Genomic DNA, 23,421 nt, shown 5'->3' with positions numbered 1-23,421 from the left:
ATACAGTGTTGACCCGTGATGGAAACGTAGTTATTTTCCCAAAGAAGGTCTCAATGGTATTCCTCTTACAATACAGCCTTAAAAAATCGGCCGAGGCGCATCAGATCCTGTGCCGTCTTTTCGTTCCAGTCCACCGCATAGTTAAGCCGAATACAGTTTTTAAACTGATCGTGCTGCGTAAACATCCTTCCCGGTGCAAAACTCAACTTTTGCCTGAGCGCATAATCGTAGAGTACCGTTGAGTCTATCTTTTTGTCCAGCTCTAACCAAAGTACAAAGCCACCTTCTGGCTGCGACATTTTGGTGTTTTCCGGAAAATGGGCCTCAATGCTGTTTCTGAAATTGACATAATTGCTGTACAGTTTTTTTCTCAAGCTGTTAAGGTGATGGTCGTAACGGCCAATCTGTAAGAATTTAGAGACCGCCTCTTGATAAATTGCAGGCTGCGAAATCGTCTGTATGAGTTTTTGTTTTAGGATCTTATCCTTGTATTGTCCGGGTTCAACCCATCCGAGCCGAAAACTGGGGGCTAATACTTTGGTAAATGATCCACACCACATCACTAGTCCCTCCTCGTCAAAATATTTGCATGGTCTTGGCCGCGACGAACCGAAATAGATGTTCCCATAGAGGTTGTCTTCAATCAATGGAATATGGTGGTGTGCCAGCAGTTTCACAAGCTCTTTCTTGTGTTCTTCAGGCATTAGTGCGCCCAATGGATTGCTAAAGTTGGTGACAAAACAACAGACATCAATTTTATGAATAACTTTTTTCAGTGCATCCAATTCAATTCCCGTAATAGGGTGGGTAGGAATCTCGATGGTTTTGAGACCCAGTAGTTGAAAAGCCTGAATAAAGCCGAAATAAAGGGGACTTTCTACCGCTATGGTGTCGCCGGGTCTAGTGACGGCACGAAGGCAGCTGTAGATGGCATTCATGGCGCCCGACGTGATAATAAGATCCTCGTCACTTATTTTTCCTTCAAGTACCAATGACCATTTGGCAATTTCTTTCCGTAAGCTCGGACTTCCCTGTACCTGTCCATATTGATCACCATAATCATGCAGTTCATGAACCGACTCTATAATGCATCGATTGAGTTTCTGAATCGGAAGTAATGATGCACTCGGTAAACCCAGTGAAAAGCGTGTAATTTCCTTGTCTTCCAAGGAGTGGAAAACTTTATCGATCAATGCCGCGGGATCTTGTTTCTTTTCGTCGATTTTGAAGGTAGAAATGGAGGGAATCGCCATCCGACGAAGACCAGACCGGCTAACGAAATAACCTGATTTAGGGCGTGATTCAATGAGCGATCGACTCTCTAGTTCCATATAGGCACTTTTTGCCGTATTTAAACTTACATTGTATAATTTCTGAGCGCTGCGGACAGAAGGTAAACGATCGCCATATACCAAGGAACCATTTTTGATCTGGTTTTCGACAATATTGGCTATTTTTTTATATAACAGTTGCTGTTCCATCCTTATGCTAATTTACTGTTTCTGTTTTGATTTAACCAGTTATTATATCGGTGGATTCCTTTTCTGAGCGATTCTTCCGAACCAAATAGGTCCATCAACTGCTGCTCAAAGAAGGATTGCGCTTTGTCCATAAATACGTTGGAAAGCGTATCCGAAATAGGACCCTCGTAGGTCATTTCGACCGACAGTAAATTCTTTTTGCAGAGTATTACAGACGAAAAGGCTTTTAATTGATTGCCTTGGTCGAGCACCAGGAAAGGCATGCTTATGCGTACTGTATCTAACTGCTTTTTGTTTTGTATTTCTTTGATAAGCGCTAAATCAGAAAGTTCCACTTGTCTGATCAGATACGGTTGATGTGCAGTTGTCGCCATTAGAATAAATCTTTTTGCTAATTTAAGAAGGGTACAGGATGCTGTTTAGGTACAGAGTGCCGTTAAAATAGGGGTACAGAAAAAAATTAGGTTGTCCTGTGATTTTTGTAATTTCCATTTGAGATCTTTACACTATTCCCACTTTACCCGTAGTTACGATTGATCCGGATGTCATCTTTCTCGTTTTTCTGCCGCCCTTGCTTTGCGAGGCTTCTTGGTCAATTTTGTTTAAGGAGATGAAGAAATGGTGGCTTTCCATCTCCTAGTTACATTCTTCGATAAATATTTTGGTGATTTCTTTAAGGCTTCGACTGATAAATTCTGGGGATCTCATCGTATTTAAGGCAGTATTTAATAGTATACAAAAGTTTTATGATATTATAATTCACCAAAAGTCATGCTTTTTGGTGAATACAAAATGTACTATGATACAGCGATTAATCAAAAATAAGTTGGAGCAAGCACTTTTTAAGGGGAAAACTATCCTACTAATTGGTCCGCGGCAAGTAGGTAAAACTATCCTGATCAAAGAGATACTTTCTGGTGACGATTATTTATTTTTGGATGGGGATGATCCCTTGGTAAGGACTTATCTCAACAATCCTAACACCAAAAGAGATTGAAACAATTATTGGTCAAGCTAAAGTGGTATTTATTGATGAAGCACAGCGTATCGAAAATATTGGTTTAACAGCAAAAATTATACATGACCAATGTAAAGATGTACAGCTTATCCTCAGCGGATCCTCGGCGCTTGAGTTGAAAACCCATACACATGAGCCATTGACAGGACGTAAGAGAGAGTTCAATCTTTTCCCTATTTCTTAGGCAGAATATGAGCATAGTATTGGCTTTCTTAATGCTGCAGGCGATCTGGAAACTAGACTGGTTTCTGGATTTTATCCAGAATCGATTACTAGCCGCGGTGACGAACGGGAAGTACTCAATGAGATCTCTTAAAGTTATTTGTATCGGGATATTTTGACCTTAGCGAATATAAAAAAACCAGAAGTTCTCGAGAAGATCCTTCAAGCCTTAGCCTTTCAAATTGGATCCGAAGTGAGCTATAATTAAATTGCCCAGCTTACAGGAGTTGATAAAAACACTATTGCCAATTATATTCATCTCTTGGAAATTTCTTACATTATATTCCCCTTGACTTCCTTTAGCCGAAATCTGCGTAATGAGATAAAGACAAATCGAAAAATATATTTTTATGACAACGGAATCCGCAATGCTGTGATACAAAACTTTAATCCAATAGAATTAAGAGATGATGTGGGTGCACTCTGGGAGAATTTTCTGATTTCAGAACGCTTAAAACACAACAGTTATAACCGACGTTTTGTCAACAAATACTTTTGGCGAACAAAACAGCAGCAAGAAATCGATTATGTAGAAGAAGCGGACGGCAAAATAACCGGTTACGAATTTAAATGGAATCCTAAGGCGAAAGCAAAAATACCGTCAAATTTTGTACAAGCCTATAACGCAGATGTTCAGGAAATCTCAAAGGATAATTTTAGAGCGTTTATTGGTCTTGAAAAATCGTTGAAATAAGGGTGCTCAGGCTTCTTTTTTGATAGCCCGTTCTATTCAACTTGTTCGACCAGCTGTTGGTTAGAAATTTTCTCAAAATAGCTTTCCATCTCTTGGTTACACCTTTCTATAAACGTTTTTGTGCGTTTTTGCAATTCTATAATTGTAAGTGGATCTCCTTTATAATTTGCATTGTGCGTAAATTGTTGTTGTGCTTCCGTAATGTTTTTAAAGGCCTTAAGTGGCTCTTCATGGTCCAAGCAAAATGTGGCGTAGGCATCAGGAACTATCAATTTGCAGAGTTGCATGAGGAAAGTGAGATTGATCCGTTGCGGTTTGTATTGAAGTACGGTATTGATTACGCCAAGACAAACTTGTTGCAGCGCTTGAGATAGCATATAATATATGGCCTCGATGCTTATTGCTGAGTAGTCTTCCTCACAAGGTAAATATAATGTGCGCGCGTTATTATAGCGCGTCTTCCATTGTTGACGTACATAACCTAGATTTAGCTGTGGGGCAACGATGCTTTCCAGATCGATATTGGCCATGGATGTATTTTGCAACCAGATATCGCCCGCTTTCAGGAGCGAAAGAAAAAGGGATGACCCTTTGAAAACTGTTTGCTGAAAACAGCTGAGTTTTCCAGGGCCAGCGTGAGCGATACATTGTTGGGAAGCATATCTGTTATGAGCTGCGTTAGATTATTGATCTCGCCATTTAAAGTCTCATAAGCAACAAAAATATAGTAGGAATGGGTGATATGGTTCTTTTTAGCTCTTTGGAGCGCATTATGATATTTGTGATGATCAGAATCATAACCGAAACATACGACTAACGCAGGAGTGCAATAGCGCTCGATAGCGTTTAAAATGAGGTCTCGATAATTGGCATTACAATAACTTTTCTTGTATATTTCATTGTTATTTTTGGAATTTTCAACTTCGATATTGGTCACTACGATTGGTTTAAGTTTTGACTTAATTTCTTTGAACAAAATAGTGGAATAATCGTAGATCCAATTTAATGTATTGATAGCAATCTGATAGGCTGTTTCTAATACATCTTCGTCAATAAAATAGTCAAAGTGATATCGATAGTCAATGTAAGCCTTATTAATTTTCCCCAAAGCCTGTTTGTTTTCGTCATTATCAGCTAGTGTGCCGAGCCGATCGTCGAAAGCTTTGAGATAGTTTATATGATTTTTTAGCGAATGCGACTTTTTATCCTCAACGACGAGGATGTTTTCTGCTGTTCGAAATGCAAGTTCTAGAGCTTGGTGTAGCATAAATGCTGCGTGTGCATGATTTTTATGCTCGAAATAGAAATTGTAACCATCTATAAAAGATCGAATCTTGCCCTTTTCCTTTTCGATATATGTTCGTGTTTTTTCCATGACTTCGTCACTTTTACTATCTGGTAAGACAAGGGGGATGTCTTGCACAGGATTCTGATAAATGCGATTTTCAGGTTGGCAAATAAGGTATGCCCGACCTAAACCTTGATCTATTTTTTGTTGTATTTCGTGCGTAAAGTTCACATTGATATATACATTGGGGTATGTGCCAACAGTTTTGTTTATAAGGCTGTTGGCATCGGAAAATCGAATTCCGGCATTTGAGGTAAGATTGACCTGTAACATTTGATACTTTTTACCGTCGTGGTCAAAAGTCCATTGGTAAATTTCATCGACGGCAACAGCACGAAGGATTGCTTCGATAATAGGGTTAATATCGGTGTTCATAATTAATTGGTTTGGTGTTGTTGTAACTCATCATAAATAGTTTATCATTTCACTGCATTCATGAATTCGTTACAATTTGGTATTATAGATTATGCGGGTTTCATCGATCTTTGGTACTTAAAATGCGTTAGTTAATCGTTTCTAAGTTGCTATTTTCGCTTACGGGGATTTCTGATGTGCCCAAGCCTTGGCTGTCTTCAATATCATTACTACTTTTCTGCGCTTCTTTTTTAGCATATTTTTTATCAATACTTTCTTCCATCATTTGCCGTAATATAGTTTTCTCTTTGGTAGACTGATGAGGTTCATCATTGATAGCTTTTACATAGCATGGAACATTTAAGGATATTCCCTCATCTTTATAGATATAGTATAGGGCAAATGCAAGTCGCATCAGCAATTCTCGTATGGCCATAATTTGATCACCAAAATATTCGTAGTTACGATAGTCGGATACCGTTAGATAGTGCATGATATCATCCATTGTATCGTACCATTTTTGAAGAGATTGGTACGAGAAGAACTTGCTGATGGTGTCAGAAGGATCTATATGTCCATGGGTCGTATATTCCAGTTTAAATACGTAGTTGTGGTAGTCTTCTTTTGTCGAAAAGAAATTCAATGGCTTTTTTTGTATCGGGAGTTGACATTGGTGAAAAATTACATAAGCCACCTCAATCTGTTTGATCATTTCTTTGCAATGGTATCCGTTTTCAGCAAAATTGCGGTTTCCCATTTCGGGGACAGTTGCTGCGTTGACAAAAAGCTGAATATTATTCATCCAACAAATAATATCCGTTTCATAGCGATAGAAATCCCTGATATAGATCATTGGATTTTTGACTATATCCTTGCATAAATAGCGAAAATGTTTCGCTTTTAGTTTCTTTTCCGTATTTTTCATCAGATTATAATTTTTTAGTCGATGAAACCGATACTAGGGCAAATACTGATCCGTGCACTGATCTAACGCCTTTTTGGTTTCGTATTTAAGGTTTTTGATTAAAATGTTGTGTTTATAATTATCAATAGTGAAGCTAATTTAAACACTAATTTTCGATTAAACAAATTTTATATTGATAATTATTGATTATGAGTTCTTTTTTAACGAGAATTAAAGTTATAGCAGATAGAGAAGGACTGAGTGTAACAGCCTTCGAAAGTGCCGTAGGAGCAAGTAGAGGTGTATTTACACGTGCTTTAAGTAATAACACAGACGTACAGGCAAAGTGGCTAGTGAGTATTGTTGAAAAATTTCCAGCGTACTCATCAGAATGGCTATTAAAAGGCGAAGGTGAGATGTTAAAACCTATTCATGCTCAGGAGGAAGATGAGGGAGGCTATGTAGCTAATGAGGCAGATGGTTTAACTAATGCAGTGGTCAATTCATTGAAACAGGTCATATCGTCACAAAATATCACTATTAAGTCTCAGGAGAAGACAATTATTTCGCTAGAGCGATTATTGTCTATCCAAGAAAAGGAAATAAAGTCTTTAAGAAACAAGTAAACCACAAACATTTTAAAAAGAGGCAAAAGTGAATGTAAAGGAACGTGTGCTGCTGATCGCCGAAACCAAATGCATCAGCAAAACCGAATTTTTCAAAGACTTACAACTTTCCTATGCAAACTTCAAGGGAGGGCAGAAAAATACCGCACTCAGTTCCGATGCCATGATCGCTATATTGTCCAAACATCCCGATATTAGTCCCGCATGGTTGCTCATGGGCGAAGGAACTATGATGCGAAAGGATGAGAAGAGAGCGCTCAGTGCTCTACCTGCAGAAACAGCGCATGTCACTGCCGAAGGCCTTGGTATTTATAAGCAGCTGGTTAATGCCTTAGAACAAACGGTCAAGGCACAAGAAAAAACAATCCTATCATTGGAAGGACAGGTGAGCTTACTGCAACGCAAATAATGACATCCAGTAGTTTATACATCTGATCGTTCCCTACCTCAAAAAAATACCTGATTCACGTGATTTCATTGGCCCCTTTTTTGTTTAATTTGGTTATCGAAAAGGTGTTTGTTTAACTGACAACTGGGAAGGCTTCTGGTGCATTTGTAAAAGGGATATTGCCTGCTGTTGATCGCGATACAATGATCAACCTTTACTATTCAAAGAATTAATTTATGTCGAAAAAAGTATTTGTTATATGCTGTCTGCTTTTAGCTTGTTTTGTGCATCAGGCAATAGCACAATCAGCAGGTCAGCGACCAATGTATACCTCAACATGGGGACACCTCTACCGTGAAGAAAGAAACAGTAAAGACCTCTTAGGAATCTTTCCGACAGAAGCACCAGTATATCTATTGGACTCCACCAATATGCAATATAAGGTGCAAGTAAGTAATGGAGATATCGGATTTATAGACCGTCAGCCTCTGAAAAGTGCCATGAATGGAAAAAGGTCTGCTGGCGAGCCAAAACAATATTTCTATTGTGGAACAACAGATGCCCAATGCCCACATTTCTATGTGCAGGTGTCACAATTGCGCGTGCGTAAGGCTCCTAATACAACAAGTACCGCTGTGCGTAGGGCGAGGCTCAATGAAATGGTATGTGTCGATTATGTGCCGCTGTATGCTGACGGATGGGTGTATATTGGTGACCACTTTCATAAGCGACCTGAATATATTCAGATGAAATATCTGGGTGCCCAACTCACCTATGAAAAGGTCTTAAAAGATTACTTGGACGTCAAAGGAAAGGATCAGGAAAAGGAGTTGGCGGCGGTAGGCCGTCTACGGGAAATAGGCTGGACCAAGTATTCCAAATTGAAAGAAGCCCTTACTTATTGGAAGGAAACCTACGCCAAAGCAGGAGTAGTGGATCCCAAAGTTGATATCGATTTTGAATTGGTCTTGGCTGATAAGTTTCACAATGAACTCCAGTCTGAAGTATATGCCAAGAAACTAAAAGCTTTAAACACTCATTTCGAGTGGAAAGGCGTGTCTTTATTTGACGGAAAGATCACAGATGCTCAAATGAAGCAACTGGCTTTACAACGGGTTTCCGAAGTTCCGGATATGCCCGAATGTGGGTGGGAGCCACAGTACTATTATAAAACACCCAATATGATCGTCGCCTTTGAAAAAAATAATAAAGGGCGAGTGGTGGGTAGTTTGTACCAGCTATTTTTTAGTGCTGGCGAAACCATTGTCATGGGGAGTGAGCGGATGGATGCTAATTATGCAGAAAAAGACTTTGTAGACCACTTTGGCGACCTGCTTTCGGCGAATTGGATCACTGATCCGCATGTATATTATATCCAGAACGGCGATGCGGGATTATTTATATTCAGATTTGTTGATGGAAAACTGGCCAGCTATGAGTGCATGTATTATTGTTAATACGCCGAAATTGTGTAGGGGTCAAGTATAGATTTCCAAGCGTTTGAAAATATCTTTCATTTGTGATGTTAGCAAGGATTTTATTAACGAGTAGAAAAAGGGATGCTCAAAAAATAAGGCCCTTTGAAGGGAATTAAAACTCCGCTTTCAAAGGGCCTTTGGATGTTATTGAAATCTTAAATTAGACTACCTGCATTTCAAAGAGTTTTGCAATATGTCCTTTCAATTTTTCTTTCACGTCTTCCATATCGACTTCTTTGCCAAGTTCCCGCTTTAAAGATGTTACATCCTTATCGTCGATACCGCAAGGAATGATGTTGCCAAAATAGTCAAGGTCTGTGTTGACATTGAATGCAAAACCATGCATGGTCACCCAGCGTGAAGCGCGAACCCCCATCGCACAGATTTTGCGCGCCGTCGGTTTATCGGGTTCTATCCATACACCGGTAAACCCGGGATATCTCCCGGCTTCGATACCGAAATCAGCACAGGTCAGTATGATGGCCTCTTCCAGTGTACGCAGATAAAGATGGATATCGGTAAAGAAGTTGTCGAGATCCAGGATCGGGTAACCGACAATCTGTCCCGGACCGTGATAGGTAATGTCGCCACCCCGGTTGATCTTATAGAATTTGGCCTCTTTCTCTTCCAGTCCTTTTTCATCTAACAGCAAATACTCCTCGTGCCCGCTTTTCCCTAAGGTATAAACATGGGGATGTGCTGTAAAGATCAAGTAGTTCGGGGTACTGGTTGCTGTTGCGTTGACCCTATTGTCATGTTTAATGTCCAATACGCCCTTAAAGATGGATTCTTGTCTGTCCCAGGCTTCCTGATAATCGACAAGCCCCCAATCTTGAAACTGCACCTCTTTGTTCATTTCGTATTTTTTTAAGCTTGTGAATGGAACATAAGGCCCCATTCACAGCATTGTTTTTAAAAATTAATACAATAAGTTATTGTATGGATAACGTTCATTGTGCATCTTCACAATGATATCGTACAGTTTTTGTTTGAACTCTTCAATATTCGTTTTATTTGTTGCTGATAGGAAGATTGCGGGATCTGCATTTTTTGCCATCCATGAATTACGGAAATCATCCAACGTGACCTCGATCTCTTCGCCATCATGCCCTTCTTCAATAGCCGGTTTGTAAAGATCAATCTTGTTAAATACCGTAATCACTGGTTTGTCCAATGCCTTAAGATCTTTCAATGTCTCATTTACCGCCTGGATATGGTCCTCAAAGTTGGGGTGTGAGATGTCGACTACATGGATCAAGACATCGGCTTCCCGAACTTCATCCAATGTGGATTTGAAACATTCCACCAAATGGTGCGGTAGTTTACGGATAAAGCCGACAGTATCTGAAAGCAGGAAGGGGAGGTTGTCTATCACAACTTTGCGTACTGTAGTGTCGAGTGTAGCAAAAAGTTTATTCTCGATCAGTACGTCAGACTTGGAGATCATATTCATAATCGTCGATTTTCCTACGTTGGTATAACCTACCAAAGCTACACGGATCATCTCACCACGGTTTTTCCGTTGCGTCTCGTTTTGCTTGTCGATTGCTTTTAGGCGTTCTTTGAACAAAGAAATTTTGTCCAGGATGATACGTCTATCGGTTTCAATCTGTGATTCACCCGGACCACGCATACCAATACCCCCGCGCTGACGTTCCAAGTGGGTCCACATACGGGTCAGACGTGGTAAAAGATATTGCAATTGGGCCAATTCTACTTGTGTCTTTGCCTGTGCAGTTTTGGCATGTCGGGCAAAGATGTCCAAGATCAGATTGGAACGGTCCAGTATCTTGCGTTTTAATTCTTTCTCAATATTACGCAGCTGCGAAGGTGAAAGCTCATCGTCGAAAACAACGATGTCGATTTCTTCCGCTTCGACGTATGCTTTTATTTCTTCCAGCTTTCCACTACCGACAAAGGTAGCTCGGTCAGGGAAACCTAGTTTCTGTGTAAACATACCTTTGGTTTCACCACCGGCAGTCTGCACCAAAAATTCAAGTTCCTCCAAATATTCCTTTGCTTTTGTTTCCGTTACGCTTGGGGTGATGACACTCACCAAGACGGCTGTTTCGGGTTTTATAGCTGTATCGTGTATTTTAAATCTGGCCATTTTGTACTATTAAGTCTTTTAAGTGAAATCGAAAGGTGATTGAACAGTGCTGTGCAAGCTATTTATTACCTAACTCTTGTTATTCATTCACTTTTTTAATTATTGTTCAATGAGCCCGAAAGCTCGATGTTTGTTTGAAAAGGTAAATTTAAGAATTTATGTATTTGTACACCACACAAGACTGATGCCGATTATGACATAATTCTCCATTAACCAATAAATTTCCTGTGATTTGCTTACCAGGGCAACTCAAAATATGTAAGCGTTCGGTCGCCATCTTTTGCCTAGTAAAAGAAGGGATATTTTTCTATATCATGTTCATAATGATGCAAAAGTAAATAAATTTGGTTTTATATACAAAAAAGTTAAATTGTCTTCAAACGCTAATTAATACCAATTCGTATCCTATGTATGTTGATAATCGGCCTTAAGATTCCACTGCGCTCTGTTTATTCACTTAAATACGTTATTAGTTTATTTGTTGGCCCCGTTTTTTATTTCGAAAATGACATGCGGTTAAGAAATCTTGTCCCAGGCAATGCCATCTGATTTTCTTGCGAGGAAGCTTCGGAGCAACTGATTTTTTTCGCTCTGGAGTGTTGGATCTTCGTTGAAGATTTCAATGACGGTGTTACGGCATTCCGTTAGCAACGCTTGATCGGTGGCCAGATTGGCCATTTTAAGGTCAAGCACACCCGACTGCTGTGTCCCGGATATATCGCCCGGCCCACGAAGCTGCAGATCCACTTCTGCAATTTCAAATCCATCGTTGGTGCGCACCATGGTATCCAGCCTTAATCGTCCTTCTTTGCTTAGTTTATTCCCCGACATCAGGATACAGAAAGACTGTTCAGCACCACGGCCCACTCGGCCACGCAATTGGTGCAGCTGGGATAGCCCAAAACGTTCGGAATTTTCAATGACCATGACCGAGGCATTGGGAACATTCACGCCGACCTCAATAACGGTGGTAGCAACCATGATCTGCGTTTCGTGTTTGACAAAGCGCTGCATCTCAAAGTCCTTATCTTTTACGGGCATTTTACCATGAACAATGCTGATCTTGTATTGAGGTAGCGGAAATTCGCGTTGCAAATTTTCTAGTCCTGCTTCTAAATATATCAGATCAAGTTTTTCGCTTTCCTTAATGAGCGGGTACACTACATAAACCTGCCTGCCTTTGGCAATCTCCTCACGCATAAAACCAAACATTCGCAAACGCGAACTTTCAAAAAAGTGGACAGTCTTGATGGGTTTACGCCCCGCAGGTAATTCGTCTATCACGGAGATGTCCAAGTCGCCGTACATGGTCATCGCCAATGTCCGTGGAATTGGTGTTGCTGTCATGACCAGCATGTGTGGTGGAATGACATTCTTGCGCCAGAGTTTGGCCCGCTGTTCTACACCAAAACGGTGCTGCTCGTCAATAACAACGAAGCCCAGGTTGTTGAATTTTACCTTGTCCTCGATTAGGGCGTGGGTGCCAATTAAAATATTTAAGCTGCCATCTTCCAGTGCCTGGTGGATCAAACGGCGTTCTTTCGTACTAGTGGAGCCAGTGAGAAGCTTTATCGTAACAATATCGTCGCCAACAAGATCTTTAAGTCCATGATAATGCTGGGTCGCCAAGATTTCTGTCGGAGCCATCATACAGGCCTGAAATCCATTGTCGACAGCAAGCAACATGCTCATGAGGGCAACAACCGTTTTCCCGGATCCAACATCGCCCTGTACCAGGCGGTTCATCTGTGCACCTGTATTGGTATCCATACGGATTTCCTTCACAACGCGCTTTTGCGCTCCTGTCAAAGGGAATGGAAGACGTTCATTAAAGAACGTGTTGAATTTTTCACCGACTTTATTGAACCGCTGGCCTCTGAATTTCTGTGTATTCAGCTGCTTGTTGTTGAGCAGCTTGAGCTGAATAAAGAATAGCTCTTCAAATTTGATGCGTTTGATGGCTTGGTTCAGCTCCTTTTGATCGCTTGGAAAATGGATGGAAGCGAACGCCTGTTGCCTGGAAATGAGGCCATGTTTAGCAAGCACATTCTGGGGAAGCGATTCATCAATACTACGGAATACGGTTTCCAATGCAGTTTGCTGCAAGCGTTGGATCCCTTTGGTATCTAGATTGAACTTTTTGAGTTTTTCTGTCGACGAATACACCGGCTGTAAACTCATGTTACCGATCTGTTTAACCTGCGGATTATATAAATCCATTTCGGGATGCGTAATGGAAAGCTGCCCATTGAATTCGCTCGGCTTGCCGTAAATAATATAGGCTGAGCCGACTTTTAATGATTTTTGGAGCCATGGGATGGACTGGAACCAGACCAATTCCATGGAGCCCGTTTCGTCTTTGAAAGAACCGACAAGACGTTTCGTTTTTTTCTCGCCCACGAGTTGTAGCGAAACCAATCGCCCCAGTACCTGTGCCGCCATCATATCGGGATGAAGTTTCCGGATTTTATGAAACTCCGTACGGTCGATATAACGGAAAGGATATTGCGTCAATAGATCACCAATGGTAAACACCTGTAGCTCTTTTTTGAGTACATCTGCTTTTTGTGGACCTACACCTTTGAGGTATTCTATGGGGGTAATTAAACTTAATTCAGCCATTCTTCTTGAATGGCTAAATTACGAAAAATTTAATTTTTACGATTTATATACTTCTACAAAAGGTTTTCCATCCTTGCATTGAACTGGTCTGGCCATATTTGCACAGCCGCCTTGACAGGTTGTTTTCTCCAAACGCAGCTTGTTCTCCATGAGACGGTTATAGAGCGCTATTTTTTCTTTCATCTCGGTTGATCGAATGGTTTTGTGTACCGCAATTCCTTCCATACAGCAGCCTGTGCGTAAAAAATAGCTGGTCCAATCGTTTGGATTCGAACAGGACACATCTTTATAGAACTCTTGCAGCTCCTTGTATCGTTTGGGAAGTTCTATATTGATTTCCGCAAGGGATAGATCGTTTGCAAACCGGAGCTTCGCTTTACCATTATGACAATATTTTCCCAGCGGCGGATTGGGAGCTGGCATAAATGAGTTTTGGAGCACTGGAGTAAATATACCTTCACGTTCAACTGCTTTATTTCGCTCATCTTGATAATGATCTAATTCGAGCTTCAATTTTTCGAATTGGTTTTTTAGTGAAGAATGCACGAGGAAATATGTATAATATGGATGCTGTACAATTTCAAACTCTTCAATATTTGTACAGGGAACAGATTCAAGCAACGTGTTAAGTTCCTTGGCTTTTGCATTGACTTGCTCATTCCAATACTCGTAAGATTTAGAATTGTCTTTCGAACAGGCAAGGAAAAGTATAAATCCAATAATCGGGAGTATAAAGATTGCTTTCTTCATGTTTGGTTTTTTTGGTTTTTTAACTAAACGGGTAGTTTTTGATTTCTGCTACAAGATCTCCACTAAATTTTTGTTAAGAGAAATTTGATTTTGAACTCTATTGCGCATAATTTTCCTTAGATTGTAGGTTTGAAACAACAATATGTTGGTAAAAATGTAGTTTTAAAACAACAAAATTTAGTTATTTTTGTAATAAAGAAACGACAATATGGAAACTTTGATCAATTTTCAAGATATTCTTTTGCAGGGCATCAACAATGATTTCAGGAGATACATTCATGAAAAAATTAACTGGAATCAACGGATGATAGGGATCAAAGGTGCACGTGGGGCAGGTAAGACGACGATTTTATTGCAGCATATGAAATATGATCTGGGCGCATTAAAAGATAAAAGTCTCTATATTACCGCTGATCATACCTGGTTTTACAACCATAGTTTATTAGATACCGCAATGGATTGGTATCAACAGGGGGGCAACTCCTTCTGATTGATGAAGTACATAAGTATCCTAACTGGTCCAGGGAACTCAAAAATATTTATGATGGGATTCCCGGTATGCGCGTTATATTTTCGGCATCATCGGCTTTAGACATCTATCGTGGTCAAGCCGATTTAAGCAGGCGAGTGGTGAGCTATACATTGGCAGGACTTTCTTTTAGGGAATATCTCCAGTTCTCGGGAGTGGCCTCATTCTCTCCGATAACATTTGAAGACATTCAAAAGCAACATCGCGAGATCAGTGTGAATATTACTTCCTCCATAAGACCGCTGCCACTATTTGCAAAGTATTTGCGATCGGGTTATCTGCCTGTATTTACCGAAGGTGAAAACGAATATTTGCCTAAACTAGAGCAAATTATAGATGCGGTCGTTGATATTGATCTTGCTTACATTGCATCCTACAATGCTGGTACGGCTGTGAAAGTAAAACGCTTATTAGCAGTAATAGCAGAATCCGCTCCTTTCAAGCCTAATATTTCCGCCTTAGCAGCCAAAATGGATATCTCCAGAGATCGCATATTAGAATACATCTATCAATTGAAGGACGCAGGACTCTTAAATGTTTTATCCGCACAAGGGAAAGGCGTATCGCGGCTACAAAAGCCGGACAAACTTTTCTTGGAAAATACCAACCTTTCTTATGCAATTCACCCAGATCCAAACCAAGGAAATCTACGGGAAACTTTTTTATTGAATCAATTGCTTCATGCAGGGCTGGAAGTATCCGTACCGCAGACTGGAGACTTTTTAGTCGAGCAGGTTCATATCGAAGTGGGCGGTAAAAATAAAGGTAGTCAGCAGGTTCGAGATACCGATCGTTACTTGATTGCGGCAGATGGTATAGAAACAGGTTTTGGCGCAAAGATTCCGCTATGGTTATTCGGATTTTTATATTAGTATTCCCGCTGGATCATTGACCCGCTTCCCACATTGGGATCTTGCGTTGAACAGGACAGTAAAAATTATATAAAAACGGGGCTATTCAAAACTTGAATAGCCCCGTTTGAGAATTTATCCCGGATGATCTCTTGATTAGAAATTACCCTTATTTACATCCCACCAAAGTCTGGTACCGCCGTTGTCAGGTCCGCCCAACAAGGAGATTGCAGATTGTACTTCAGCTGCATTTGTATTGTATTCATTTTGTGGGAACGGTAAACGACGGATCTGTATTTTAGTATCGATCAGTCCACCGCTATTGTTGACAACAACTGGGAATAGACGTGGATATCCCGTACGGCGGAATTCACTCCAAGCCTCTTGTCCTTCAGGGAAGATCGCCAACCATTTTTGGGTGATAATACGTTCCAGTTTTACTTCGTTAGAAGCTGCATCATCCCATTTTACTGTAAGAGCACTTGGTGAATCAGCGTTATTCTTCGCATTGAAAGGATCTTTGTAAGCTGCAGCCTTACTGGTATTATCATTGAGGTAAGTGCTCAATCCTGATGTTACACCCCATTGAGTAAAGGAAGTTTCCACTCCTTTTTCATAAAGTGATTGCGCTGTTCCACCGGCATTGTTCCAACCTCTCAATGCTGCTTCCGCACGAAGGAAGTAAACCTCAGCTGCGGTCATTAATACCGGTGCTGTTGTTGCCACGAAAGTTGGTGTTGTACCTTCGGTATTCAATGCCGATAGCTTTTGGTATTTGTCTTTTTCGATACCGTCCGCACCTGTGCGGATACCGATGTATTGACCAGCAAAAGCCGTTGTTGATGCATCTTTAGTAACGGGTGACATATATTTCGGAAGACGAGGATCTTTTAATCCAACCATATAGGATGAAAGTGATGCGTTGATCCGTGTGTCGGCCCAGTTTTGGGAAATAAACCAAAGTGGGTTGCTATACGTTCCATCCGCCGGTATAGTAATCTTGAAGTTTTCGCTGTTGCTTTCCAATACACCACCATTTGCCGGATCCAGTGCTTTCTCAGCTTGTGTTTTTGCTAAAGCAGCATCGACTTTAACCAAACGCATTGCCAAACGCAGGCGCAGTGAATTGGCAATTTTCAACCAATTTGCAAATCTGACCTGATTATCTGTATTCGGAAATACAAGATCGATCTGGTCGATTTTAGCCGCCATTGGGCTATCCGCTTTGTATGATTTCAATGCGGTTACAGCCTCATCGAGCTCTTTAAAGAAAGCAGCATATACATCGGATTGTTTGTCGTATGGAACGGTGTTGGAGGTGCCTACTTTACTATATGGAATAGGTCCATAGATATCTGTAACACGGCTCGCCGCTTCCACTTTGATGACCAATGCCGAACCCCATAGTGCTGGATAGGTCTCTGCAAGGCCATTGCTTTTTAATTTTTCAATGGATTTAATAACGTTAAGATAAAGCACTTTAAATGGTTCACCATTCCAGCCGTTCACCATAGCATAATTCAGGTTGTTCTGACCGCTATTAAACGGCGTAGGAGACATGAAGTAGCCCGAAAAAACGTCTGCATTCAGGTTTTGTTGTACTTGATAAGAGTTGGGATCTCCCGCACCGGAAAAATTGTAAATAGACATCTGTGCATTTTTTAAAAAAAGCACAAGATCTTGTCCGTCCCCCTTTAAATCTTCATCGGTAAGCCCAATATTATTTTTGTTGTAATCCTCAAAATTCTTTGTACAGCTGGTCATTGTTGCTCCAAGAAGTAACATGGCCAAGGAGAATTTGGATATATATTTGATATTAAAATTCATTGTTGATCGTTTAGAAAGTTGCATTTAGTGTAAGTCCGTAATTGCGGGTTGCAGGCATCATAAAGATATCTACACCACTCAGCGAATTGCCTGTTGACATCGTTACTTCAGGGTCGAATGGTGCTTTTTTCGAAATGTAGAATAGGTTTCTTCCTACAGCATTGACGCGTAGTTTTTTGAAGAAACTATCTTTGATATTGAAGTCATAGCCGAAAGTTAATTCGCGCAGTCTCACAACCGTTCCATCGTAGATGTATTGGCTACTGACAGGACCTATACCACCCGTTGATGTGTACCATTTCTCTGCATCGACGACAGCAACAGGAGTTCCATTCGGTGTAACACCGTTTACGGCAACTCCACCATTTGCACGAGCGGCTCCAGTTGCTTCTGATACGCCATAACCATCCATCACAGATTGTGTAATTGACATTACCTCGTAATTAAACTTGCCGTCAATCAAGAAACTTAAATTGAAGTTTTTGTAATTGAAACTATTGTTCCAACCCATTTGCCAAATTGGATTCGAATTTCCAAGCTTAGTATAAGCATTGGTTTTTTGAGGAATACCATCTTCTGAAATAATAATCCTTCCTTCAGCATCCCGTACAAAATCCTGTCCATAGATATCGCCAAAAGAACCACCTACCTCAAGTTTGGAAGCAAAGTTATTTTGATTTTCACCAGTTAAACTAAACTCAGGAACAGCATCAGCTAGCTTTTTTATCTTGTTTTTATTGTAGGTGAAGTTGACACTTGTTGTCCATTTGAAATCCTCATTTTTGATCGCATCCAACGATACCAATGCTTCTACCCCTTGGTTTTGAATGTCACCCGCATTAATCGCATACTGTTGGTTTAACGAAGCTTGGCTAGCAGCGACTTTGAAGAACTGGTTCGTTGTGTTTGTTTTGTAATACGTAACATCCACATTCAAACGGTTATTCCACATGCGCCATTCTGTACCAATTTCAAAAGATTTCGTTTTTTCGGGCTTTAATGTTTTCAAGAACGCAATGTCATTTACTGTCAATACAGCGTATGGATTAACCGTGTTCGTTAATAAACTGGTGTAAGGAGGTAAATCATTCCCCACTACTGCATACGAACCACGAATCTTGGCCATATTCACAAACTCAGGTAAGTTTAATTTGTCATTCAATACGATGCCCAATCCTGCAGAGGGGTAGAAGAAAGACTTTGTACCTGTGAAAGCTAATGTACTGGACCAGTCATTCCTTGCAGTCAGATCCAAATAAATCCAGTTGTCGTAGGCTAAGTTTGCTGATGCAAATACCGATTGTAACTGTCTACGATTAGCCGATAATGTGGAGGTGACAGGCGTTGTCGTATTTTGGATAAAGAATTGATTTGGGATTTTTAACCCGTCAATACCTGTATTAAAATCCACACCTTCGGTTTTCCAGTCGGTGATACTTGTTCCGACCAATCCTGTGATCTGAAACTTATCGGTGACATTAAAGTTCATGTTGGCAACGACATCACCGTATTGTTGTGTAATGGTGGTATTTGTATAATTGTAATTACCATTTACTTTTCCAAGGGGATTTGGTGTGCTCGCATAGACTTTACGGTCCCAAACCTCTGAGGTGCGATCGACGCTTCCCCTAGCCTGAATACTGATCCATGGCGCTACTTTATATTTTGCACTACCGTTTAAAAGCAAGCGGTTGCGGGTAGAGCTTGTTGGATTCCTGTTGACGATCCACCATGGATTCTGTTGTGTTGTGGGACTATCACTTAGGCTGAACCAGTTTTGTTCGTTCAGATTGCGGCTTGGATTGAACGTTTCGTAATTTTTAAAATCCGCAATATTTAAGCTGCGCGGTAACAAATAAGTTCCTACCAGTGGGTTATAATAAAATCCTGAACTAGGGGCATTATCCAATTTTTGTGTAATATAATTGGCGCTTCCTTCAACGGTCAACCTATTATCAAAAAATGAAGCACTTTCCTTGAGATTGAAGTTATGACGCATCAGGTCGTTTTCTGGAAGAATACCTTTTGCCAGTGTATTAGCATAAGAGAAGTACGTTTGATTTTTTTCGTTACCTCCGGACAATGTCAATGAATTGGTGAAGTTGCTACCGGTACGGAAAAATTCACCTACATTATCATAGTTGGCGCCATTCGTTTTGTCGCCCCAGCTAAACACACTGGTATTACTGTTTTTTCCACCCGAACCTTGACCATATTGGTTTTGGAATTTAGGTGTCGATACAGCCTGTTCGATCTGTGCACTTGATGAGAAGTTGATCGTTGTGCGACCTTGTTTACCTGATTTTGTTGTGACCAAGATAACGCCATTGGCTGCTTGGCTACCATATAATGCCGCCGCAGATGCTCCTTTTAATACAGAGATGTTTTCGATATCTTCAGGGTTGATCAATGAAATAGGATCGCCACCATCACGTTGTCCACCGAACACGTTGTCTGGCTGACTGGCCAATGTCTGGTTATTGATTGGGACCCCATCGACAACATAAAGTACTTGGTTGTTGCCAGAGGCCGACTTGTTACCACGCAAAATAACTTTCGCCGAGCCACCTGGTCCAGAAGAGCTGGAGGCAATATTAACGCCGGCTACTTTACCGTTTAAATTATTCGCCAAGTTGGTACTTTTGACTTTGTTCAATTCGTCCCCATTGACCTGTTGCGTAGAGTATGTTAATGATTTCTGTGCACGGCTAATACCTAGAGCGGTGACCACGACACTTTCCAACTGCTGTGTTTGTTCTTCTAAACTTACAGTTACTGTCGTTTCTCCAGGGCCCAATGTTACCGTTTTGTTTTCGTAACCGACTGTACTAATGTTTAATATGCGATTCTTCTCGTCGACATTGATCTGAAATGCGCCTTTTACATCCGTAGAACTTGCATTGGAAGTGCCCAGTACTTTAATTGTGGCGCCTGGAATAGGGGCTTTGGTTTTAGCGTCAACAACCGTTCCCTTTATCTGGTTGGTTTGCGCATGCAATAAGGATGCTGAAAAAAGCATTGTCGGAACAATACCCAACACTCTCAAAGTAGAGTATAATTTGTTATTCATATAGTATATGTGTTATATTCAGTTTTTTATATACGTATTTTCATAACGGTGAAGTTCTAATGGAGTGGGCTAATTCCATTTAGCATTTTGGTTAGAAGAAGAGATATTGAATAATCGAGGGGCGAAATAAATGATTATTTTTTAATAGTATAAGCTATTCAATACCTAATTTATAGGAAGAAAAAGCGGTGTGATTTCCCTTAATAAAAGTCTAATTTACTATTGTTGGACAAAATTCAAAAATTTTATGCGATGCAAATGTTTCGTATGAACGTTTTTTTGTTTGTAATTTTCTATTAGTCAGTGTTATGTGTGGTTTGTCATTTTTTTTGTGTCTATACCATCTGGCATCCCTTCCATAGCCAAAAATGTGTATTTAGTGGGGCGTTGTGCTTAAACTCGGGATGGTCTGGTAAAAGCCTGTTTAATGTTTGCAGCATTAAATAGGATGATAGCAATAAAGATGATACCGTATGCGATATATTTTATTGGCTGTACAGGTTCTTGAAAGTAGGTCGCTGCCAAAGTAAATGCGATTAGTGGATTAATATACAAAAGAACGCCAGTCGTGGTGGATGAAATCCCTATGAGGGCATACATACTCAAAAAAAGAGGGATGACCGTAAACAGAGATGCGATAAGCACTATGGTGCCCCAAAACAGGGGCTCGTTAGGGATGGTGTGATGATTATAGATGAGTTTGGGTATCACACACAATGCACATATACTGAGTTGAAGAACCAATTGATTGAGCTTGTCAAAGCCTGTCGATACCCGTTGCACGATCAGATAAAATGCGTAACAGGATGCGATAGTAATAGCCCATAGCACATCATTCAATGAACCTCTTGCCAGTAGACATACGCTGCTGAAAGCAATGAAAAGTGCAATTTTTTGCCATCCAGTCAATTTCTCCTTGAGCATGAGATAGGCTCCTGCCGCGGTAATTAGGGGGCAGGTCAGATAGGCCAATGCGGCGGATTGAATGCTGACATGGTTTACTGCATAGATGTAAGTAAACCAGTTCCCAAAGATCAGCGCGGAGGCGAGAATCATAAGTCCCGTTTGACGGAGCTTGTCTGCCCGTGATAGAAGTCCAAATTTACGAATATCAGCTACAAGCATTTTTCTTCGGAAAATAAGCAGGTATACCCAAAGGACCAATAGGGCGGTAATAATTCTAAAATACAGGATATCTTCGGCAGGATAGCCGCGTATCCACCGTACAGGTATGGACATAAATCCCCAAATAAAGGGAGCCAAAAAAGCCGCGAAAAGATATTTTCCGCGGCTTGCTGTTTCGTTGCTATTTTCCACGGACTAATCTTTCCACGCAATGACTGAAATCTCGACATTTACATGCTTTGGCAATGTTTTTACCGCAACACATTCCCGGGCTGGCTGGGCTTCTTTAAAATATTCCGCATAGACTTCATTGACTAAGGCAAAATTGTCCATATCGCTTAGGAAAATGGATGCTTTGACAACATCTTTAAAAGTATATCCAGCATTTGTCAGGATAGCTTCGATATTTTTCAGTACCTGATGCGCCTCGTCTTTTATACCAGATACAATTAACTCCATTGTTTCAGGAACCAGTGGGATTTGCCCAGAGACATATAATGTATTGCCAGCTTTAATTGCCTGATTATAGGGTCCTATTGCAGCCGGAGCTTTGTCCGTATTTAAGATTTCTTTTTTTGACATGGAATTACAGTGTTTAGGAAGTAAAAAATATTTTGTAGATCAGTCCCAATAAAAAGACAATAATGGCCGTTGCATTAACAATATGCATGGCTTTTATATTCCCATTCGTCGGGCGTTCTGCATTGCGCTTTCTAAATAAGTACATGGAACTAAGTTACAACAGTAATTTAGAAAGTTAAAATGAAAAAATCAAAAACTTTGAGCTTACTTTTTTTTAGACTGTGAAACAAATCGTTTACAAGGGACAGTATATTTTCGAATTTTGGTAATTTGGTAAACGAAATAAAAATCTATGAATAAGCTAGCGTTAATTGGAGGTAAGATATATACTGGTGAGGCGATCGTTGAAGAAAAAGCATTACTGATTAATGAAGGTAAAATTGCCGCAATTGTTGATAAGCATGACGTGCCTCTGGATTATACCAGTTATCCAGTCAATGGGTGTAATATTTGTGCAGGACTGATCGATCTGCAACTCTATGGCGACGGATCGGACTTGTATTCCGCCGAGCGTAGTGTAGCCTCTTTGGAACGCATCGCAGAGGGCTTGGTCGGTAAAGGCACGACTTCTTTTATGATGACCCTGGCGACGAATACCATTCCTATATTTAAGGATGCCATTCGGGTGGCAGAAGGCTTCCGGCACGATGCATTTTTAGGGCTACATCTAGAAGGTCCTTTCTTGAATCCTAAAAAACGGGGTGCGCATCCTGCGGAATTAATTATCGAGCCTACGAAGGAAAAGATTGACGATCTTTTGGCAGGAAATCAGGTTGTCAAGATGATGACCATAGCACCTGAATGTATAGCGGACGATGTGTTACAGCACTTACAGAGCTACGATTTGCTGCTCAGTGCTGGACATAGTGATGCTACTTCTAAGGAAGGTACCCATGGTTATGATTTGGGGATTCCAACAAGCACCCACCTGTTTAATGCCATGTCGCCCTTGCATCATCGCGAAGTAGGTTTGGTCGGCGCAATTTTTAATCATCCGACTGCCAAAGCAAGTATTATTGTCGACGGACATCACGTAAGCTTTGAAGCCGTGAAAATTGCAAAGAGTCAGATGGGAGCCCGTCTGTTTATGATTACAGATGCTGTAGCCGCTTGTGATAAAGATATATACCAGCATGTATTGAACGACGGGTATTATTCATTGCCGGACGGGACCATTTCAGGGGCTGCAATCTCCTTGCTGGAGGGGGTAAAAAATGCCGTGCAAAAGGTGGGTATACCACTCGATGAAGCGATCCGAATGGCTACGGTGTATCCGGCAAACCTGCTAAAGCGAGCGGATATCGGAAATCTAAATGCAGGAAGCATAGCAAATGTCATTGTCTTTAATGACGACTTTCAGCTGAAAAAGGTGATCTTTAAAGGCGAGTTAAAGCGCTCATCCATTTCGTAGAAGATTGGCCGATTGTCCAAGATTGACTAAT

The 23,421-nt window shown here is 40.7% G+C and carries 23 protein-coding genes; 9 read left to right on the top strand and 14 right to left on the bottom strand.

The window, feature by feature from the left end; all coding sequences use genetic code 11:
• Positions 1 to 65: 65 nt before the first annotated feature.
• Both VXM68_RS03885 and VXM68_RS03880 read right to left on the bottom strand, forming a co-directional pair.
• Positions 66 to 1,481: a PLP-dependent aminotransferase family protein gene (locus tag VXM68_RS03885; protein WP_367210511.1), complete on the bottom strand. Its 1,416-nt coding sequence runs from the start codon at positions 1,479 to 1,481 to the stop codon at positions 66 to 68.
• A 2-nt stretch (positions 1,482 to 1,483) separates the two neighbouring features.
• Positions 1,484 to 1,855, bottom strand: coding sequence for a hypothetical protein (locus VXM68_RS03880; protein ID WP_294348444.1), 372 nt, complete (start codon positions 1,853 to 1,855; stop codon positions 1,484 to 1,486).
• A 425-nt stretch (positions 1,856 to 2,280) separates the two neighbouring features.
• Between VXM68_RS03880 and VXM68_RS03875 the strand changes: the two genes are divergently transcribed.
• The 3 genes from VXM68_RS03875 to VXM68_RS03865 all read left to right on the top strand — a co-directional run bounded on the left by VXM68_RS03875 (position 2,281) and on the right by VXM68_RS03865 (position 3,415).
• Positions 2,281 to 2,478 (top strand): AAA family ATPase, encoded by a 198-nt coding sequence (locus tag VXM68_RS03875; RefSeq protein ID WP_367210510.1) that lies wholly within the window; start codon positions 2,281 to 2,283, stop codon positions 2,476 to 2,478.
• A gap of 22 nt (positions 2,479 to 2,500) precedes the next feature.
• On the top strand, positions 2,501 to 2,683 hold the full coding sequence (locus VXM68_RS03870; RefSeq protein ID WP_294185161.1) for an AAA family ATPase: 183 nt from the start codon (positions 2,501 to 2,503) through the stop codon (positions 2,681 to 2,683).
• 300 nt (positions 2,684 to 2,983) lie between these two features.
• Positions 2,984 to 3,415, top strand: a complete 432-nt coding sequence (locus VXM68_RS03865; protein WP_367210509.1) for a DUF4143 domain-containing protein — start codon at positions 2,984 to 2,986, stop codon at positions 3,413 to 3,415.
• Positions 3,416 to 3,447: 32 nt separating this feature from the next.
• Here VXM68_RS03865 and VXM68_RS03860 read toward each other — a convergent pair whose 3' ends face one another.
• From VXM68_RS03860 to VXM68_RS03850, 3 genes are all read right to left on the bottom strand, one after another.
• Positions 3,448 to 3,945 (bottom strand): hypothetical protein, encoded by a 498-nt coding sequence (locus VXM68_RS03860; protein WP_367210508.1) that lies wholly within the window; start codon positions 3,943 to 3,945, stop codon positions 3,448 to 3,450.
• 32 nt (positions 3,946 to 3,977) lie between these two features.
• The gene (locus tag VXM68_RS03855; RefSeq protein WP_367210507.1) at positions 3,978 to 5,138 is read right to left on the bottom strand and encodes a HEPN domain-containing protein; all 1,161 of its coding nucleotides are present in this window, start codon (positions 5,136 to 5,138) and stop codon (positions 3,978 to 3,980) included.
• A gap of 127 nt (positions 5,139 to 5,265) precedes the next feature.
• Entirely contained in the window at positions 5,266 to 6,042 is a 777-nt protein-coding gene (locus tag VXM68_RS03850; protein ID WP_367210506.1) for a hypothetical protein, read from the bottom strand.
• Between the two features lie 188 nt (positions 6,043 to 6,230).
• On the opposite strand from VXM68_RS03850, the gene VXM68_RS03845 reads away from it, so the two are divergent.
• From VXM68_RS03845 to VXM68_RS03835, 3 genes are all read left to right on the top strand, one after another.
• Positions 6,231 to 6,647 (top strand): hypothetical protein, encoded by a 417-nt coding sequence (locus VXM68_RS03845; protein ID WP_293957191.1) that lies wholly within the window; start codon positions 6,231 to 6,233, stop codon positions 6,645 to 6,647.
• Positions 6,648 to 6,675: 28 nt separating this feature from the next.
• On the top strand, positions 6,676 to 7,056 hold the full coding sequence (locus tag VXM68_RS03840; protein ID WP_293957190.1) for a hypothetical protein: 381 nt from the start codon (positions 6,676 to 6,678) through the stop codon (positions 7,054 to 7,056).
• A 215-nt stretch (positions 7,057 to 7,271) separates the two neighbouring features.
• Positions 7,272 to 8,492: a hypothetical protein gene (locus VXM68_RS03835; RefSeq protein ID WP_367210505.1), complete on the top strand. Its 1,221-nt coding sequence runs from the start codon at positions 7,272 to 7,274 to the stop codon at positions 8,490 to 8,492.
• A 181-nt stretch (positions 8,493 to 8,673) separates the two neighbouring features.
• Here the strand turns inward: VXM68_RS03835 and lipB are convergent, their stop codons facing one another.
• The 4 genes from lipB to VXM68_RS03815 form a co-directional block, all read right to left on the bottom strand.
• Positions 8,674 to 9,369 (bottom strand): lipoyl(octanoyl) transferase LipB, encoded by a 696-nt coding sequence (gene lipB / locus VXM68_RS03830; RefSeq protein WP_075995011.1) that lies wholly within the window; start codon positions 9,367 to 9,369, stop codon positions 8,674 to 8,676.
• A 63-nt stretch (positions 9,370 to 9,432) separates the two neighbouring features.
• Positions 9,433 to 10,623, bottom strand: a complete 1,191-nt coding sequence (gene hflX, locus VXM68_RS03825; RefSeq protein ID WP_293889339.1) for a GTPase HflX — start codon at positions 10,621 to 10,623, stop codon at positions 9,433 to 9,435.
• A gap of 516 nt (positions 10,624 to 11,139) precedes the next feature.
• On the bottom strand, positions 11,140 to 13,245 hold the full coding sequence (gene recG / locus VXM68_RS03820; protein WP_367210504.1) for an ATP-dependent DNA helicase RecG: 2,106 nt from the start codon (positions 13,243 to 13,245) through the stop codon (positions 11,140 to 11,142).
• Positions 13,246 to 13,281: 36 nt separating this feature from the next.
• A complete protein-coding gene (locus tag VXM68_RS03815) occupies positions 13,282 to 13,995 on the bottom strand; it encodes a hypothetical protein (RefSeq protein ID WP_367210503.1) in 714 nt (237 codons plus the stop codon).
• Between the two features lie 208 nt (positions 13,996 to 14,203).
• Between VXM68_RS03815 and VXM68_RS03810 the strand changes: the two genes are divergently transcribed.
• The gene (locus VXM68_RS03810) at positions 14,204 to 14,485 is read left to right on the top strand and encodes an AAA family ATPase (protein WP_367210502.1); all 282 of its coding nucleotides are present in this window, start codon (positions 14,204 to 14,206) and stop codon (positions 14,483 to 14,485) included.
• On the top strand, positions 14,455 to 15,396 hold the full coding sequence (locus tag VXM68_RS03805) for an AAA family ATPase (protein ID WP_367210500.1): 942 nt from the start codon (positions 14,455 to 14,457) through the stop codon (positions 15,394 to 15,396). Before VXM68_RS03810 ends, VXM68_RS03805 begins: the two co-directional genes overlap by 31 nt.
• A gap of 135 nt (positions 15,397 to 15,531) precedes the next feature.
• Here the strand turns inward: VXM68_RS03805 and VXM68_RS03800 are convergent, their stop codons facing one another.
• The 5 genes from VXM68_RS03800 to VXM68_RS03780 all read right to left on the bottom strand — a co-directional run bounded on the left by VXM68_RS03800 (position 15,532) and on the right by VXM68_RS03780 (position 22,124).
• Entirely contained in the window at positions 15,532 to 17,202 is a 1,671-nt protein-coding gene (locus VXM68_RS03800) for a RagB/SusD family nutrient uptake outer membrane protein (protein ID WP_367210499.1), read from the bottom strand.
• Between the two features lie 10 nt (positions 17,203 to 17,212).
• Entirely contained in the window at positions 17,213 to 20,272 is a 3,060-nt protein-coding gene (locus tag VXM68_RS03795) for a SusC/RagA family TonB-linked outer membrane protein (RefSeq protein WP_367210498.1), read from the bottom strand.
• A gap of 393 nt (positions 20,273 to 20,665) precedes the next feature.
• The gene (locus VXM68_RS03790; RefSeq protein ID WP_367210497.1) at positions 20,666 to 21,589 is read right to left on the bottom strand and encodes an EamA family transporter; all 924 of its coding nucleotides are present in this window, start codon (positions 21,587 to 21,589) and stop codon (positions 20,666 to 20,668) included.
• 3 nt (positions 21,590 to 21,592) lie between these two features.
• Positions 21,593 to 21,979: a RidA family protein gene (locus VXM68_RS03785; protein WP_367210496.1), complete on the bottom strand. Its 387-nt coding sequence runs from the start codon at positions 21,977 to 21,979 to the stop codon at positions 21,593 to 21,595.
• Between the two features lie 13 nt (positions 21,980 to 21,992).
• Positions 21,993 to 22,124, bottom strand: coding sequence for a DUF6728 family protein (locus VXM68_RS03780; protein ID WP_367210495.1), 132 nt, complete (start codon positions 22,122 to 22,124; stop codon positions 21,993 to 21,995).
• Between the two features lie 147 nt (positions 22,125 to 22,271).
• On the opposite strand from VXM68_RS03780, the gene nagA reads away from it, so the two are divergent.
• The gene (gene nagA, locus VXM68_RS03775) at positions 22,272 to 23,390 is read left to right on the top strand and encodes an N-acetylglucosamine-6-phosphate deacetylase (RefSeq protein ID WP_294348398.1); all 1,119 of its coding nucleotides are present in this window, start codon (positions 22,272 to 22,274) and stop codon (positions 23,388 to 23,390) included.
• Positions 23,391 to 23,421: the final 31 nt, after the last annotated feature.

Source organism: Sphingobacterium sp. R2 (assembly GCF_040760075.1).
Classification (GTDB): Bacteria; Bacteroidota; Bacteroidia; order Sphingobacteriales; family Sphingobacteriaceae; genus Sphingobacterium.
The sequence above is the reverse complement of the archived record's forward strand: the minus strand, read 5'-3'. Positions and strand labels throughout refer to the sequence as shown.